This is a genomic window from Dankookia rubra (assembly GCF_004355005.1).
Classification (GTDB): domain Bacteria; phylum Pseudomonadota; class Alphaproteobacteria; order Acetobacterales; family Acetobacteraceae; genus Paracraurococcus; species Paracraurococcus ruber_A.
The window spans coordinates 166,918-183,181 of sequence record NZ_SMSJ01000004.1; the positions used below are offsets into that span (position 1 = coordinate 166,918).

Sequence of the window (16,264 nt, forward strand, 5' to 3'; positions counted from 1 at the left end):
CCGGGGCCGCCGCGCGGATCAGGCGCCTTCCAGCAGCCGGATCTTCAGCGCCCGGAAGGCGTGCCGGGCGCGGGAGGCACGCGCCTCCTCCAGCAGCGCCTCGAGCGCGTGGCCGATCTCGCGCAGCCGCGGCTCGCCGAGCCGCTGCGCCTCGACGAACATCGAGCGCTCCTCCGACCCGGCATGGTGGTCCACCGCCGCCTGCAGGGCGCGCAGGTGGTCCTCGAATTCCGGACTCGCGGTGTTCAGCTTCAGGGTCATGGCCAGCAGGTCGGCCAGCTGCCGGTGCTCGGCATGGGCGACCGCGACATCCTCGCTGACCGGCTGGACCGCCGGGTAGAAGAGCCGGTCCTCGATGGTTTCGTGGATCTCCAGCTCCTCGGCCAGGGCCCGCATCAGGTCGCGACGTTCCGGGTTTTCGCGCGGGATGGCGAGGATGCGCGCGAACATCCGCCGCAGCAGGGTGTGGTGCTCGACCAGCACCTCGTCGGCCTTCCGGCCGCGCGGGCCGCCCTGCGGACCCGCGGCGCGGGCGGCCCGGGCCGCCGTCACCACCGCGTCCCCCGGCTCCTGCTCCCGGCGCAGCTCGACCATGCCGTCGCGGATCCGCACGGCGTAGCGCGGCTGCGGCGTGGTGGAGGGGCCATCGGTCGGCCGGCCGGTTTCGAGGCAGTAGCGCGAGCCGTGCCAGGGGCAGACAAGCCGCCCCTCCAGCACCCAGCCCTGGTCGAGCGGACCGCCGGCATGGGAGCAGCGCGCCCCCATCGCATGCACCCGCCCGCCATGCAGCACCAGGGCGATGCCGATCGCCTGCCGCGTGTCGGCATCGGCGACCTCGACCCGGCGCGGCCGGTCCTCCGCCAGGTCGGACAGCGGCAGCACCGCCTGCCACTCGCGCGGCTCCGGGCTGCGGTCGGCATGGTCCACCCCGACGCGCCGGCGATAGACGAGATGCCCGCCGAGATAGCCGCCGGCGGCCATGCAGCCGAAGGCAGCCGCCGAGGCGAGCCGCCCCTGCCCGCGCCGGCCGCGCCCGCGCAGCGCCAAGGACAGCAGGTTCAGCCCGAGCGCGGTGCCGTTCGCCAGCGCATGCACCAGGCCCAGCCGGCGGTCGCGGCCATCGGTGTATTGCCAGTCGGCCATCCCCGTCGCCGCGGCGGCGACCGCGCCCAGCGCGCCGGCCCGCAGCGCGGTATCCGCCGCCTCGGCCGCCCGGCGGTCTCGCACCAGGCCGAGCGCCGCCAGCAGGTCGAGCCCGAGCGCCAGGGTCCAGCTGCCGATCGGCAGGGTCACCAGCATCGGGTGGACCGGGTGGCCGTAGCCGGTGCCGTGCAGCGCATTGCCCAGCCGCCGCGCCGGCCGGCCGATGATCTGGGCCGGCCGGGCCAGGGCATTGCTGATGGCATAGCCCGGCGGGTCGAGCGCCTCCGCCGCCTCGATCCGCCCGATCAGGGCCTCCGCCCCACGCCGCCGGCCGCGCGCCATCGGATTTCTCCTCCCGGGCGCATCGCGGGGGTGCGAACCGCCATGCCGGCCTAAAGCGGTGGCGGCATGGCGGTTCGCCGCCTGGGCGCGGGGCGCAACCGGAGCGGGGAAACAGGATCGTGACCGGTCCGAGGCTCCGCCACGGCGCGGCGGCGATTGACCCCGGCACCCCAAGCGGGCGCCATGCCCCGGCCTTTCGGGGGCTTGGGGGAGATATCGTATGCTTGGGTCGTCACGCCGGCCGGGACCGGCCATGCTCGTGCTGTGCTCGACCTTCCTGGTGCCGCTGGCCGGTTGCGGCCTGACGGTCGAGCGCACGGCCCGGGTCGACAGCCTGCAACGTGACCTCGCCACCTCGCAGGCGGAAGGCGGCGCGCTTCGCCTGCGGGTCAGCGAACTCGAGCGGACGGTGGAACAGGAACGCCAGGCCGCCGGCGACCTCTCGGCCATCGAGGCGAAGCTGGCCCAGGCCCGCGCCTCCCTCGCCGCCGCGCAGCGCGGCCGCTGGACCGCCGAGGCCGAGGTGAAGCGGCAGCGGGACCAGCTCACCGCAGAGGAGCAGCGGCTGGGCGGCCTGCAGACCGAGGCGGGGCAGCTCGAGCAGAGCCGTACCGAGCGCGCCGGCAGCCTGGTCGAGACCGAGCGCCGGCTCGGCCTGCTGCAGGACCAGGCGGGGGCGGAGGACCGCCGGCTCGGCGGGTTGCGCGACCAGACCGGCCAGACCGAACGCCGGCTGACCGAGCTGCGCGACCAGGTCGCCGGCCAGGATGGCCGCCTGGCCGCGCTGACCGAACGCATCGCCGCCGAGGACCGCCGGCTGGCGACGCTCCGCGGCGAGGCCATGGCGGCCGAACAGCGCCTGACCGGCCTGCGCGAGCAGGCCGCCGGCGAGGACCGCACCCTGGCCGGGCAGCGGGAGCGCGTGGTGCAGGAGGAGGCGCGGCTGCAGGCACTGCGCAGCACCATCACCGAGGCCGAGCGCACCGTCGCCGAACGCCGGAACGCCGGCACCGAGGCGGAACGCCGGCTGGCCACGCTGCGCGAGCAGACCGCGGCGGCGGAGCGCAGCCTGACGGAGACGAACGGCCGGCTGACCCGCACCACCCAGGCGGCCGATGCCGCCGACCAGCGGGTCAAGGGGCTCGAGACCCGCGCGGCCGAGCTGGGCCGCGGCGGCACCGAGGCGGAGCAGCGGCTGGCCGGCCTGCGGCAGAGCGTGACGGCGGCCGAGGCGACGCTCGCGGAACGCCGCACCGCGGTCGGCCAGGCCGAGGCCGAGCTGACCCGGCTCGGCACCGCGCGCGACCAGGCCCAGGCGACGCTGCGCGAGCTGGAACAGCGCAGCGCCGCGCTGCGCGGCGAGATCGGCGCTGCCGAGAAGCGGCTCGCCGAGCTGCGCGACGGCACCGCCGCCGAGGAGCGGCGGTTGCAGACCGCCCGCGCCGAGGCCGCCGCCGCCGACCAGGCGCTGGTGCAGCGGCGCAACGCGCTGGCCGAGCTCGACACCCGCGCCCGGACCATGGAAGGCGAGGCGCGGCAGGAACAGGCCGCGCTCCGCCGCGACCTCGAAGCCCTGCGCGGCGAGGTGACCGGTCTGGAGCGTCGGCGCGAGGCGCTGAACGGCGAGATCGCAACCACCCAGGCGAGGCTGGAATCGCAGCGGCGCGACCTGGCCGACATCACCGCCCGGCTGGCGCGTGAGCGGGCGGAGGGCAGCCAGGCGATCCCGACCGCGGCGCCGGAGGGCGGCGGGCCGGCCGGCAGCCGCTGAGGGACGATCTTCCCCTCCCCGAACGCCGGGCTTCCTTTCCCCGAGTCGGCACCCGCCGCGCGGCGGGTGCCGGACGCAGACGATAGATGGATGGCTGCCGCGCGACGTTCCGGCCTGCCGCCCGCAGGGCCGAGGCGCCGAATGGCGCCCGCCGCCGGTACGGCGAAGCCAAGCGGTGCGGAGGCACGGCGCCCGGCGCCTGGGGCGCACGAAGGGCTAACCTCGTGCGCTCGGCATCAAGCGGCCGGGGGAGAATACCCTCTCCGCCAGGCCTTTCCGGTTACGCCTTCCCCGCCCGCTCCTTTGCCAGCAGCGCCCGCTTGCGCGGCACGCCCCAGCGATACCCCGTCAGGTCGCCATCCTTGCCGACGACCCGGTGGCAGGGCACGGCCAGCGAGACATGGTTCTGCGCGCAGGCCCGGGCCACCGCGCGGACCGCCTTCGGCGCGCCGATCGCCTCGGCCATCTGGCCATAGGTCCGGGTCTCGCCCAAGGGAATCGCCACCAGCGCCTCCCATACCCGGCGCTGGAAGGCGGTGCCGCGCAGGTCGAGCGGCAGGGCGAGCGCGGCCTTGGGCTCCTCGAGGAAGGCCACCACCTCGCGCACCGTCGCCGCCAGGGCCGCGGCCGCCGGCTCGACCCGCGCCTTGGGAAAGCGGCGGCGGAGGTCGCCCTCGAGCGCCGCGTGGTCCTCGGCGAAGCCGATGAAGCAGACGCCGCTGTCCGTCGCGCCGACCATCAGTGGGCCGAGCGCGCTCATCGCCGTCGCGGTGCGGATGGTCTCGCCCTCGCCGCCCCGCCGCGCCGCGCCGGGGGTCATGCCGAGCACCCGGCCCGGCGCCTCGTAGACCCGGCTTTCGGAGCCATAGCCGGCGCCGGCCACGGCCTCGGCCACCCGGTCGCCGGCGGCAAGCGCTGCCTGCAGCCGGCGGGCACGGACGGATTCGGCATAGCTGCGCGGGGTCACGCCGGTGATCTCCTTGAACAGCCGCAGGAAATGGTGCCGCGCATAGCCGGCGCGGTCGGCCAGCGTCGCCAGGCTGGGGATGGTCTCGCTGGCCTCGACCAAGTCGCAGGCGGCGCGGATGGCGGCGGCATGGATCGTGGCGCGCTCGCCGCGCGGGTCGCAGCGCTTGCAGGCGCGGAAGCCGGCCGCCTCGGCCGCGGCGACATCGGCATAGAAGCGGACGTTGCGCCGCAAGGGCGGGCGGGAGGGACAGCCGGGGCGGCAATAGACGCCCTGGGTCGTCACCGCATAGAGGAAATCCCCGCAGGCGGGGGACGGATCGCGCGCCAGCAGGGCATCCCAGCGGGCGGCATCGTTATCGGGGATGGGGGCCATGTGCGTCATGGCGCCACTCTGGCCCCGGGCCGGGGCGCCGGCCATCCGGGGATTGCCCCGGCACGGCCGGTCCGGAGCGACCCGCCGGCCCGGGCCGTCCCGGCGATACTATTTCGAGGCCTGCACCGCCGCGGCGGCGGCCACCAGGCCGAACACCCAGGGAAGCACGTTGAGGATCTCGTTCACGTCCGTTGTCCTTCACCGGTGGAACCGCATGGGCCCGCCTTCGTCCCGCCCCATTTGGGCCGCTGGAACATTACTCGCCAATCATGTTTCCGGATTGCTGCCATGCAGCGGATGAATGCCGGTAATCCGGTCCCCGCGCCGCGCCGGGAGACCGGCCGCGGTCAGGTCGTGTCGCCCTCGGCCTTCCGGCGCTGCTCCTTCAGCCGCTCCGCCCCGCCGGGCATGCGCGGGTTGATCGCCAGCGCGGCTTCCAGGCTGCGCAGCGCGCCCATCGCATTGCCGGCCTCCTCCTGCAGCGAGGCCAGGCTCATCAGCGCCGCCCAGTGGCGGGGCTCGAGCCGCAGCACCTCCTGCAGGTCGCGCGCCGCGGCGGCGGTGTCGCCGGCCCGGGCATAGGCCTGGGCGCGCAGGTACCAGGCATCCGGGAAGTCGGGCTGCAGGGTGATGGCGGCGTCGAAATCCTCCAGCGCCTCGGCCGGCAGCTGCGTCTCCACGTTGCGGACGCCGCGGCGGAGCAGGAGGTTGGTCGAGGGCGTCGCGGCCTGGGCCCAGAGCGTGCGGATGCGTGCCTCGACCAGCGCAGCGCCGCCCTCGTCGGGCGCGGTGCGCAACGCCTCGAAGGCGCGGTCGAGCTCGGCCCTGCGCGCCTCCGCAGCCCGCGCGGCCGCGCTTTGCGGCCCCGGAGCATGCGCCGGGGGGGCGGCAGGCGCTTGTGCCAGGGCGACGTGGGGCAGCAGGAGCATCAGGGCGAGGAGCCGGCGCATCGCTGGAAGGTCGGGCGCCCCGTCGCCGCTGGCAAGGGTCGTGCGGGACTGCCGAAGCCGGGCATGTGGAAGCACGCCGCCGGGCTGCGCCCTCTCCGGCGATCCGCGACGCTGCGGTTCACGTCGTCGGGCCGCGCCTTCCGGCGATCGGCGCCGGGCGCCGCAGCCTCAGCCGCGCCCGAGCGTCAGCCCCGCCTCCCGCACGATGGCGCGGAACTTGGCGACCTCGGCGGCGAGGAAGGCGCGGGTCCCGGCCGGCGTGCCGGGCCGGGCCGGGTCCACCCCGGCCTGGGCCAGGCGCTGCGAGGTATCGCCCTCGGTCAGCGCGGCGCCCACCGCGCGGGACAGGGTATCGGCGATCTCCGGCGGCAGGCCGCGCGGCGCCGCCAGGATGTTCCAGGTGGTGATCTCGAAGCCCTTCAGCCCGACCTCGTCGAGCGTCGGGATCTCCGGAAACAGCGGGTGCCGCGTCAGCGAGGACACCGCGAGGCCGCGCGAGAGCCCGTCGCGCACATGGGTGGCGACCGAGGCCAGCACCTCCAGCGAATAGTCCACCTCGCCCTTGGCCAGGGCCTCCATCACCGCCGAGCCGCCGCGATAGGGGACGTGCTCGGCCTTCAGGCCGCCCGCGCGCATCTTCAGGTATTCGCCGGTCAGGTGGCCGATGCCCCCGGCCCCGCTGGTCGCCCAGGTATAGCCGCCGGGCTTCGCCTTCACCGCCGCCAGCAGGTCCTGCGCCGTCCGGAAGGGCGAGGCCGCGGGGACGACGAGGACGATTGGCCCGCCGCCCACCACGGCGATCTGGGTGAAATCCTCGACCGGGTCGTAGGGCGTCGTCTGCGGAAAGGCGGCCGGGTTGGTGCCGAGCGCCGAGGCCGAGGCCAGCAGCAGCGTGTAGCCGTCCGCCGGCCGGTGCCGCACCCATTCCGCCCCGACCGAGCCGCCGGCACCCGCCCGGTTCTCGACGATCAGCCGGGCCTGGGCGCCGAGCTTCGGCGCCATCCGCTCGGCCATGATGCGCGCGGCGATGTCGGTCGATCCGCCGGCGAGAAAGGGCACCACCACGGAGATCGGCCGGTCCGGCCAGGCCTGCGCCCGGGCGGTGCGAATGACGGGTGCCGCGAGGACGGCGGAGAGCAGCAGGCGGCGCGGCAGCGTCATGCGAGGTTTCCCGGACGGGTCTGCCCGCGACATGGCGCGAAAACGGCGCGGCGGCAAATCGCAGCGGTGCGCGGCACCCTGGCGCGGCTGCCGCGTTGGCGGGCCGTTGCCCCTCGCGTTCCGGAGACACCGATGCCGACTGAACGCAGCCCTTATCCCGTCCTCGCCACCCTCGCCGCGGCCGGCGGGCTGGCCCTGCTGCTGACCGGGCGCGGCGGCGCCACCCCGGCCCGTGCCAGGACCCGTCCCGGGACCGCCGCCGATGCACGTCCGCCGGCCAGGGCCAGAGCGGCGCCGGCACCGCATGGGCGCGGCCATGGCGCCGCCAGCCCGACCGAAATCCCGGCCCGCGGCTGGTGGGACATCGTCAAGCGCACGGCCTCCGAGGTCTCCAGCGACCGGGTGATGTCGGAAGCGGCCGGCATCACCTTCTACGCCCTGCTCGCGCTCTTCCCGGCGCTCGCCGCGCTGATCTCGATCTACGGGCTCTTCGCCGACCCGACGACGATCAACGACCACCTGGCGACGCTGTCGGGCGTCATACCCAGCGGAGGGATGGACATCATCTCAGACCAGGTGAAGCGCATCACCGCCAAGGGCAACGGCACGCTCGGCTTCGGCGCGCTGATCGGCCTTGCCACCTCGCTCTGGTCCTCGAACCAGGCAATGAAGGCGATGGTCGATTCGCTGAACATCGTCTACGACGAGCAGGAGCGGCGCGGCTTCTTCTACCGGCTCGCGGTCACCATGGCCTTCACCCTGGCCGCCATCCTGTTCATCGTGCTGGCCATGGTCGCGGTGGTGGCGGTCCCGGTGGCACTGAACTTCATCGGCCTCGGCGGCACGCTGGACACCCTGCTGCGCCTGGCGCGCTGGCCGGTGATGCTGCTGGTGATCGGCGTCTTCCTTGCCTGCCTCTATCGATACGGGCCGAGCCGGGAACGGGCGCAGTGGCGCTGGGTGAGCTGGGGCAGCGCCTTCGCCTCCTTCGCCTGGATCGCCTTCTCGCTCGGCTTCTCCTGGTACGTGACGAATTTCGGCAACTACAACGAGACCTACGGCTCGCTCGGCGCCGTCATCGGCTTCATGACCTGGATCTGGCTTTCCTCCACCGTGGTGCTGGTCGGCGCGGAGCTGGATGCGGAAATGGAGCACCAGACGGCGCGCGACACCACCACGGGCCCGGAGCGGCCGATGGGCGCCCGCGGCGCGAAGATGGCGGATACGGTGGCGGGGTAGCGCCCCCGCCGCGGTTGGTGCCGGCTCAGTTGCCGCGGCTGGCCCGCAAGCTCCGCGTGCTGGTCGGCTCGGCCTCGCCCACCGACAGCACCCGATCGCAGCCGTCGAGGCGCCGCGGGCTGGACTAACAGACCGGCCGCGCCTCCCGCAGGCGGAGCCGGGCGGCGGCGAGGTAGAGATCCTCGGCCGAGAGCACCATGGCCAGGCTTTGCGTATTGTGCTGCTTGCCGCGGGCATCCTCGGCCGCCCGGCAGGCGGCGGCATCGGCATCGGCGATCGCGGCCTCGCAGACGGCGCGCCCGGCCGGGTCGAGGGCGCTGCGCAGCGCGCGCTGTCCGGACTCGGCCGTGCTGCGGGCAAGCGAGGCGCCAAGCGCATCCGAGGCATGATCGGCGGGCTGCACCGGCGGCGCGACCGGCCTGGCCGGGAAGATGCGGCCCGGCAGGCTCACCCGGCCAGCGGCCAGCATGCCGAGGATACCGAAGCCGGCGCCCAGCGCGACGGCATAGAGCGGGGTGTTCCAGCGCTGGCGCATGGCGAGCCGATCCAGAATAAGAGATTAGCCGATCCATAAATCAACTTTTGGGCCAGGGCTGGCTCCCCGAAATCATGTTCCCGCAGCCAAATGATTGGCATCCGAATTCTTCTCCCCGGCCAGCGCGCCCAGCCGCGCCTGCCAGGCGATCGCCATGGCCGGAGTCCAGTCGGCGCCCAGCGCGTCGCGCACCACCGCCCGGAGCAGGTTGAAGAAGCCGTCGAAGAGCGCGAGCGGGACGCCGATGTTCAGGTGGTTCATTCGCTCGATGCCGACCAGCCCGGCCAGCCGCCCGCCGCCATCGAGCAGCGCCTCCACCGCGACGGCCAGCATCTGGCCGCGGACATGACCGCCCGGATCCATCAGGAACAGCGCCTCGGCCTCGGGATGCAGGGCAAAGAGGCGGCCATAGACCGCCGCCGCCGGGTCGGCGCAGCGGGCGGCGAAACACTCGAGGCTCTCGGCCACCGGGTCCTGGTCCATGCGCGCCTCCATCGTCCGGCGCAGGCTAGGGCGGTTTGCCTTCGGAGGTGAACGCGCCACCGACTTCGCGCATCGCCTGCAGGCCAGAGTCTGGCAGCATGGCGGTCCCGCCCTGCCGCGCTCCGCCCCATCGCGCCCGGTTCAGGCCGTCAGGCGCCCGACGATGCGGCGGGCCAGCGGCAGGGCGAAGACCGCCGAGGGGAAGGCGAAGGACCAGGCCAGCATCCAGTTCTTCAGCCAAAGCGGGACGAAGCCCGGCGGGAAGCCGACGCTGTTCGCGGTGATGAGGAAGGAGACGCAGAATGCCATGAAGAAGGTCATGACCAGCGGCACCAGCACCGGGGTGTAGCGCTCGGGGATCATGCCGCCTTCGCGCGCCGCGCCGCGCCGACCGCCGCCGGCTCCGGCCCGCCGGCCATCCAGTCCAGAAGCTCGACCGTATGGACCACCGGCAGCGCGTCGCCGCCGAGCTGCGTCAGGCAGCCGATATTGCCGGCGGCGATCAGGTCGGCGCCGGTGCGGTTGAGGTTGTGCAGCTTGCGCGCCTTGAGCTTCCCGGCGATCTCCGGCTGCAGCAGGTTGTAGGTGCCGGCGCTGCCGCAGCAGAGATGCGGCTCGGCCGGGTCACGCACCGCGAAGCCGGCCTTGGCCAGCAATTGCTTGGGCAGGGCGGTGATCTTCTGGCCGTGCTGCAGGCTGCAGGCGGAGTGGTAGGCGATCGTCAGGCCGGGCTTCCCGCGGGTCGGCGCATAGGCGAATTTCTGCAGGGCTTCCGAGACGTCCATCGCCAGCGCCGCGACCTTCTCCGCCGCCGCGGCATCCGGCTCCTCCCGGAACATGAAGCCGTAGTCCTTCACCGTCGTGCCGCAGCCCGAGGTGTTGATGACGATGCCGTCCAGCCCCTCCCCGTCCAGCTCGCGGCTCCAGGCCGCGATGTTGGCGCGGGCCAGGCGCATCGCCGGGTCGTGGTCGCCCATGTGGTGGTTCAGCGCGCCGCAGCAGCCCTGTTCGCGGGTGATCACCACCTCGACGCCCATGCGGGTCAGCAGGCGGATCGTCGACTCGTTGATCGAGGGCGCCAGGACCTGCTGCGCGCAGCCGGTCAGCAGCGCGACGCGGCCGCGGCGCTGCCCCTGCGCCTTGTGCACCTGCGGTGCCTGCATCGGGCTGGCCGGCGGCAGCGCGCCAGGCGCCAGCGTCAGCATGGCCCGCAGCCGCTGCCCCAGCACATGCCCGCCCGGCACCAGCCCGGCCAGCGGCCGGCCGAGCCGGGCGCCGGCGACGGCGGCGCGGAACCGCGCGGGATGGGGCAGCACGGCGGACAGCACCCGGCGCAGGGCCCGCTCGTGCCAGGGGCGGTCGTAGGTCTCCTCGATATATTTCCGGGCGTGGTCGACCAGGTGCATGTAGTTCACGCCGGAAGGACAGGTGGTCATGCAGGACAGGCAGGACAGGCACCGGTCCACATGCTTGACCACCTCGGCCGTCGCCGGCCTGCCGCTCTCGAGCATGTCCTTGATCAGGTAGATGCGGCCGCGCGGGCTATCGAGCTCGTCGCCCAGCAGCACGAAGGTCGGGCAGGTCGCGGTGCAGAAGCCGCAATGCACGCAGGTCCGCAGGATCGTGTTGCTCTCCCGGGTATCCGGGTCGGCCAGTTGCTCGGGCGCGAAATTCGTCTGCATGAATGGGGATATAGGCGGTGGCGCGGAAGGGGGGAACCTCGCCTGCCCCGGCCAAAGGTCGGGAAGGGAAAAGTATTCCCTCCCCGGCCTTCACCCTCCCTTCCGGTGGGTTGGCGCTCGCCACGCGGCGGGCGCGCTTACGGCAACGGAGCGGGATCCAGGGCGGATACCGTCGCCCCGGCCTTGCCGTTCGTCCCTCAGGCGAAGAGGTAGTCCACCCCCGCCACCAGGTGATCGACCCCCTCGACGGTGAAGGCTTCGCGGTGCCCGGCGCCGTCCACCACCCGGTAGTGCCCCTCCCCCAGGTCGCGCAGCCTTGCGTCCGGGCCGAAGCCCTCGAAGCGGATCAGGTCGCCGGCATGGAAGCCGGTGATGCGGTCGCCGCGGAGGCTGCCGGCCTGCTCGACAAAGGTGGTCTGGCCGCTGCCGCTCTCGAGCCAGTCATGCGTACCGGTCAGGGCGAAGAGGTTGACCCCACCGCCGCCGGCCACGTGGTTGTGCCCCGCCCCGCCGGTGACAGTCAGGTTGACCATCGCCTCGGCCGTCACGGTATTGCCGCGGCCGCCGAGCTCGACCTGCGCGGTCGAGAGATGCCCGTCATAGGTCGAGTTGCCGCGCGGGACGGAGAAGGGGTAGATCGCGTAGGGCAGCAGGCTGTTGGCGGCGATCCGGTCGTCGAGCGTATCGGCGCCGATCGCCGTCAGCCGCAGCGTCGCCTGGCCATGGGTGGTGATCGCGGCCGTCCCACCGGCATTGTCGCCGGCAAAGGACCAGAGCGCGGTATCGCCGTGCGCGAGCACCAGGCTGCCACCCCCGGCGCCGACCACGTCCACAGTCTTGCCCTGCCCGGTGCCGGTGAAATCGGCATGCACCGTCTGGAAGGTCGCCAGCAGCCAGGCATCGCCATCGGCCCGGTGCGGGGTGAAGTCCAGCGTGCCGGAGCCGGTCCAGCTGCCGAGGTTCTGGATGCGGGCGAAATCCACCCCTTCCAGCCGCACCGGCGCGGTGAGCACCAGGTCGTCCGGCCGGCCCGTGGTGAAGGCATCGGCCGCGATCGTCGCGGCAGCGAGCGTGCCGACCACCTCCTCCCGGATCAGCACCACCCGGTCGGGCAGCGCCGTCACGCTGCCATCCGCCGCCACCTGCTCCGGGTGCAGGACCAGCCGCGCCTCGTGCAGGCCGGGCGTCGTCGCGCTGAGCACCACGTCGACCTCGCCCCGCCCGGTCTGCGGGCCGATGTCGCTGAAGGCGGCGGGCACGAAGAACCGCATGTCGGGGTCGCCCTCGACCGCGAACCGCACGGTCAGCGCATCGGCGGGCGGCGCGGCGTCGTTCATCACGGCGACGCCGAAGGTCCGCAGCAGGCTGCCGGCCTCGACCTGGCCGAGGTCGAGCACCCAATTGTCGCCCTCGGCGCGCAGGCCCGCGGGGCCGCTCATCTGGCGCAGGACAAGCTGCGGCGGCGGGCCGAAGGGCGCTGCGGCGGCGGGATCGTCTGGCATTTTGTCCATCCCCATCCGGCCATATGCCGGCGGTGGAATCACAGCCAGACGAAGGTGGAATGTATACGCATCGCCGCGTGATGCGCGCGGAGGTGATTCCGGTTACCGGAGATTGCGGCGGCTCAGTTCCGCAGCTGGTCCCGGGCCTCCGCCGCGCCGGCGCGCAGCAGCGCCGCCATCGCCTGGGCCAGGCAGTCGTTCAGCCGGTCGGTCGCGGCCACCCGCTCCGGCTTCGGGGCGCGCTCGAGATCCACCTGCTCGGTTTCCGCCCAATAGCGCATCAGGTCCCAGCGCCGCAGCAGCGGCACCTGGTGCGCCGCCGCCACCAGCCGCAGCGCGTCGAGATAGGGATCGACATTGGCATTGGCCCGCAGGAACCGGGAAAATTGCGGGTCGATCAGCACCGCATCGGCACCCGCCGCCTTCACCGCGTCGAGCCCGGTGTTCAGCGCCTCGACCATCTCGTCGACCTCGAGGCCGCGCACCGCGCTGACCGTGCCGGTGGCCCAGAGCACGAGCTGCGCCGGGGCCTTTGCCATCTCCTCGGCCAGCAGCGCCCCGGCCTCGGCGGTGTTGATCCCGCGCCGGCCGCGCACCACGACCTCGAAGGCGACGCCGGGGCGGCGGGCGGCCAGCAGCGCCTGCAGCCGGGCCGGCCAGGCGGCCTCCGGCCCGCTGGTGCCGGGGCCGAGCACGGAGATGCCGCCGACCACCAGGATCCGCAGCGACCTGCCCGCCACCGCGCGGACCGTGGCCGGCAGCGGCGCGCCGGCGTCCAGCAGCTCGGGCGGGGAGATGCAGGCACGCGTCTCCGCCCGCGCCGCCGGGGCGAGCAGCGCAACAAGCAGCAGCATCCCGGGGAGCCGTGCCATGACCATTACGCTGCAGTCGTAGATGACGACGCCGGTACCGGCAAGCCGGCGGCGCGGGCGGCCGCCCTCCCCCCGCCCGCGGGTTCCCCCCGCTGGCGGTACCAGGCCGCGACCGCACCCACCGCGACGAGCGCCGCCAGCCCGGCCAGGTTGACCGCCAGCTGCATCGGCCCGCGATCCGACTGCTCCAGCGCCAGCCGGCCGAGGAAGGACAGGAAGATGCCGGTGCAGAAGACCGGCAGCCCGTGCTGGCCCATCAGCAGGAAGGGCGCTGCCGGCCGGCCGCGCAGCCAGGCGGCGTCGCGGGGCACCGCATGGCCCAGCAGGTAGGCCAGCGCCAGGATCGAGACGAGCCGCAGCGGGTGCAGCGCGCTCTTGTCGATGGTGGTCAGCACCACGCCGACCTGCTCCGGCACCAGGGCCAGCCATTCCGGCGCCTCGAAGGCCACCAGCATCGCCACGGCGCCGAAGGCCAGCAATGCGACGCAGCCGCCGACCAGCCAGCCCCGGTAGGGCACCGCCGGCGGGATGCCGCGCCTGCCGTCCGGGCCCGGCGGCGCATAGCCCAGCACGGCGCCGGCGAGGAACAGCAGCTGCCAGGCAAAGGGGTTGAAGAACCAGCCGCCGTCGATCCAGTTCGGCAGGTTCAGGTCGAGCAGCCGCGCCGCGGCGTAGAGCACCGCGGACAGCGCCAGCAGCAGCACCGGCCGGCGCAGCAGCGGCAATGCCGGGACCAGCAGCACCAGGAGCGCGATATAAAGCGGCAGGATGTCGAGGAAGGCCGGCTGGTAGCGCAGCAGCAGGGCCTGCAGCAGCGCGACATAGGGCTGCTCCCGGAAGGGGTCCAGGTGTAGCTCGTCCAGATAGGCCGGGTTGTCGAGCAGGCCGGCGGAATAGCCGACCTGCGCGGCAAAGACGACGAACAGAAAGATGTGCGCGACATAGAGCGCCCCGGCCCGGCGCAGCAGCGAGGCCGCGGCGAAGAGCCAGCCGCGCCGGTCGAGCGCCGCGCCGTAGGCCAGGCCGGCTGCATAGCCGGCCAGCAGCACGAAGGCCTCGGTCGCGTCGCAGAAGGCGATGTTCCGCAGGGTCAGCTCGCCGAGGCGATTGCCCGGGATGTGGTCGACGAAGATCGAGAAGAGCGCCAGGCCGCGAAACAGGTCGACCCGGAGGTCGCGGCCCGTGCCGGTTGCCCCGCTGCCCCGGATCAGCCCCCGCATGCACGACCTCCGGCCCCCGATGGGCACCCGACACGATGGGCGCCGCGAAAGTTGCGGTGCGCGCCGTGCTTTGCAAGTCACGTTGTGCGCCGCACGCGCCGGCGGCCGCTGGCGCTGCCCGCGATCCTTTGGCAGGGTCGCGGGATGCGCCGCCTTGCCACCATGTTCTCCCCCCTGGTTGTCCCCCTGGCCGCCCTGCTGCTGCCGACCCTGGCCGCCGCCCAGCCCTGCCCGCCGGCGCCGCTTCAGCGCGCCAGCCTGCCGGCGACCCGCGTGACCGTGGCGCATGGCGCGCCGCTGACCATCGTTGCCTTCGGCTCCTCCTCGACCGAGGGCGCCGCCGCCTCCGGCTCCGAGGCCACCTACCCCGCCCAGCTCGAGGCGCGGCTGCGCGCCGCCCTGCCCGGCCTGCCGCTGGTGGTGCTCAACCGCGGCAAGGGCGGCCAGGAGGTGCCCGAGATGCTGGCCCGGCTCGAAGCCGACGTGCTGGCCGAACACCCCACCATGGTCATCTGGCAGGCCGGCGCCAATGCCGTGCTGCAGGGCATGCCGGCCGAGGAGTTCCGCGCGGCGCTGGCCGGCGGCGTCGCCCGGATCCAGGCGGCCGGCGCCGACGTGCTGCTGATGGACAGCCAGCGCGCGCCCCGCATCCTGCAATCCCCGGGATTCGAGCGGCTGGACGCAGCGATCGACGGGCTGGCCGAGGCGACCTCGGCCGAGCTCTTCTCCCGCGCCGCGCTGATGCGGGCCTGGGAGGCCGCGGGGACGCCCTCGGCCGAGATGATCTCGCCCGACGGGCTGCACCACAACGACCGCGGCTATGCCTGCGTCGCCGCGGCACTGGCCCGCACCATCCTGGCGGCGGCCGGCCCGGTGCCGGCCCCGGCCCAGGTGGCGAAGCGGTAGGTCGGCACCGCCCCCGGCGCCGCCGGAGGCCCTGCCGGCGGCCGGGCCAGGGCAGACCAGGGAAGCCGACGCCCTATTCGGCCGCCAGGGTCTCCGGCGGCACCGTTATCGCGTGGTTCGGCCGCGGCAACAGTGCCAGCCGGGCATCCAGCCGGCCCTGCACCATGTCGCGGAACAGCGCCCGGTTGACCGGGCCGGTCTCCGGCACCCGGTCGAGGAAGTCGCGGAACAGCGCGCGGTAGCGCGCCGCCTGGCGGACGAAGCGCTCATCGACCTGGAAGCAGGCCATGTCCTCGGGCGTCGCCGGCAGCAGCCGCAGGATCGCCAGGCCGAGTTCGGCCCCGGCCGGCAGCGGCAGCTCGACCGCCCCCCGGCCCTCGGGGCCTTCCGCGGTGCGCCAGCCGAAGGCCAGCCGCCACATCGCGGCCATGACCGCGGCCAGCTCCCGCCCGGTCATGTCCCATTCCGCCACCAGCCGGGCGAGGCGGGTCTCGGTCGCCAGGGCCTGCAGCGTCTCTGCCTGACGCCGCCCGGCATTGGCTTGGCCCAGCTGCAGGCGGACCTGTTCCTGCAGCAGGCTGGTCTGCTCCCGGCTTTCGGCCAGCATGGCCTGCAGCACCAGGTGCCGGCTGTCGCCGGCCTCGGCTTGCCGCAGCAGCGCCCGGCGGAGCTCCGCCAGCTCGGCCCGCTGGGTCGCCCAGGCCTGGGCCAGCAGCGCGGCGCAGCCCGGCAGCAGCAGGCCCGCGGCGAGGCTGACCCAGCCGGCCGGGCCGAGCGCCAGCAGCGCCTGCGGTCCGTCTAGGGCCAGCAGCACCAGCGCGGCGCCGACCGGCAACAGGGCGGCAAGAAGCAGGAGGCCGAAGCCGATGGCGCGTGCGAGCAGGCGCAAGGCGAGCAGCCCTCCGATGAGTCACTTGAGAGTGATTTCAGATCACCTTCAATTTACAGATTGCAAGGCGGATTTCCAGCGCCGCGCCCCCCCAGTGCGCGGCGATTTCCGCGTCTGTGGCCGCAACGCCGCGGTCCCCTGGCCGGCGGCCGTTTCCGTGGGCGGCGCTGCGATGGCGACCCGGCGGCGGACCCCGGGGAAAACTGCCGCATGATGCCTCGTGCTCC

The 16,264-nt window shown here is 73.9% G+C and carries 15 protein-coding genes; 3 read left to right on the forward strand and 12 right to left on the reverse strand.

Annotated features, from left to right (window positions below):
• Positions 1–18: 18 nt before the first annotated feature.
• A complete protein-coding gene (locus tag E2C06_RS05270) occupies positions 19–1,485 on the reverse strand; it encodes a DUF2231 domain-containing protein (RefSeq protein WP_133287531.1) in 1,467 nt (488 codons plus the stop codon).
• A 253-nt stretch (positions 1,486–1,738) separates the two neighbouring features.
• Here E2C06_RS05270 and E2C06_RS05275 point away from each other — a divergent pair, with 253 nt between their 5' ends.
• Positions 1,739–3,256: a coiled-coil domain-containing protein gene (locus E2C06_RS05275; protein ID WP_133287532.1), complete on the forward strand. Its 1,518-nt coding sequence runs from the start codon at positions 1,739–1,741 to the stop codon at positions 3,254–3,256.
• Positions 3,257–3,536: 280 nt separating this feature from the next.
• Here the strand turns inward: E2C06_RS05275 and ada are convergent, their stop codons facing one another.
• From ada to E2C06_RS05290, 3 genes are all read right to left on the reverse strand, one after another.
• Positions 3,537–4,607 (reverse strand): bifunctional DNA-binding transcriptional regulator/O6-methylguanine-DNA methyltransferase Ada, encoded by a 1,071-nt coding sequence (gene ada, locus E2C06_RS05280; RefSeq protein ID WP_133287533.1) that lies wholly within the window; start codon positions 4,605–4,607, stop codon positions 3,537–3,539.
• A gap of 338 nt (positions 4,608–4,945) precedes the next feature.
• Positions 4,946–5,527 (reverse strand): tetratricopeptide repeat protein, encoded by a 582-nt coding sequence (locus E2C06_RS05285; protein ID WP_165982228.1) that lies wholly within the window; start codon positions 5,525–5,527, stop codon positions 4,946–4,948.
• Positions 5,528–5,716: 189 nt separating this feature from the next.
• Complete coding sequence (locus tag E2C06_RS05290) at positions 5,717–6,709, reverse strand: Bug family tripartite tricarboxylate transporter substrate binding protein (protein WP_165982229.1); 993 nt, start codon at positions 6,707–6,709, stop codon at positions 5,717–5,719.
• Positions 6,710–6,841: 132 nt separating this feature from the next.
• Here E2C06_RS05290 and E2C06_RS05295 point away from each other — a divergent pair, with 132 nt between their 5' ends.
• Positions 6,842–7,948 carry a YihY/virulence factor BrkB family protein gene (locus E2C06_RS05295; RefSeq protein ID WP_133287536.1) on the forward strand — a complete coding sequence of 369 codons (1,107 nt, stop codon included), beginning with the start codon at positions 6,842–6,844 and terminating at the stop codon, positions 7,946–7,948.
• A gap of 124 nt (positions 7,949–8,072) precedes the next feature.
• Here the strand turns inward: E2C06_RS05295 and E2C06_RS05300 are convergent, their stop codons facing one another.
• From E2C06_RS05300 to E2C06_RS05330, 7 genes are all read right to left on the reverse strand, one after another.
• Positions 8,073–8,483 (reverse strand): hypothetical protein, encoded by a 411-nt coding sequence (locus E2C06_RS05300; RefSeq protein ID WP_133287537.1) that lies wholly within the window; start codon positions 8,481–8,483, stop codon positions 8,073–8,075.
• A gap of 72 nt (positions 8,484–8,555) precedes the next feature.
• Positions 8,556–8,966 carry a globin gene (locus E2C06_RS05305; protein WP_133287538.1) on the reverse strand — a complete coding sequence of 137 codons (411 nt, stop codon included), beginning with the start codon at positions 8,964–8,966 and terminating at the stop codon, positions 8,556–8,558.
• A 141-nt stretch (positions 8,967–9,107) separates the two neighbouring features.
• Positions 9,108–9,329: a DUF2798 domain-containing protein gene (locus E2C06_RS05310; protein WP_133287539.1), complete on the reverse strand. Its 222-nt coding sequence runs from the start codon at positions 9,327–9,329 to the stop codon at positions 9,108–9,110.
• Positions 9,326–10,648: a glycolate oxidase subunit GlcF gene (gene glcF, locus E2C06_RS05315; protein WP_133287540.1), complete on the reverse strand. Its 1,323-nt coding sequence runs from the start codon at positions 10,646–10,648 to the stop codon at positions 9,326–9,328. Before glcF ends, E2C06_RS05310 begins: the two co-directional genes overlap by 4 nt.
• Positions 10,649–10,845: 197 nt before the next feature.
• Positions 10,846–12,150: a hypothetical protein gene (locus E2C06_RS05320; protein ID WP_133287541.1), complete on the reverse strand. Its 1,305-nt coding sequence runs from the start codon at positions 12,148–12,150 to the stop codon at positions 10,846–10,848.
• A 122-nt stretch (positions 12,151–12,272) separates the two neighbouring features.
• Entirely contained in the window at positions 12,273–13,022 is a 750-nt protein-coding gene (locus tag E2C06_RS05325; protein WP_133287542.1) for an SGNH/GDSL hydrolase family protein, read from the reverse strand.
• 5 nt (positions 13,023–13,027) lie between these two features.
• Positions 13,028–14,242, reverse strand: a complete 1,215-nt coding sequence (locus tag E2C06_RS05330) for an OpgC family protein (RefSeq protein WP_165982230.1) — start codon at positions 14,240–14,242, stop codon at positions 13,028–13,030.
• A 144-nt stretch (positions 14,243–14,386) separates the two neighbouring features.
• Here E2C06_RS05330 and E2C06_RS05335 point away from each other — a divergent pair, with 144 nt between their 5' ends.
• Positions 14,387–15,148, forward strand: a complete 762-nt coding sequence (locus E2C06_RS05335; protein ID WP_165982231.1) for an SGNH/GDSL hydrolase family protein — start codon at positions 14,387–14,389, stop codon at positions 15,146–15,148.
• 73 nt (positions 15,149–15,221) lie between these two features.
• Here E2C06_RS05335 and E2C06_RS05340 read toward each other — a convergent pair whose 3' ends face one another.
• Positions 15,222–16,037: a hypothetical protein gene (locus tag E2C06_RS05340; RefSeq protein ID WP_133287545.1), complete on the reverse strand. Its 816-nt coding sequence runs from the start codon at positions 16,035–16,037 to the stop codon at positions 15,222–15,224.
• Positions 16,038–16,264 lie beyond the last annotated feature (227 nt).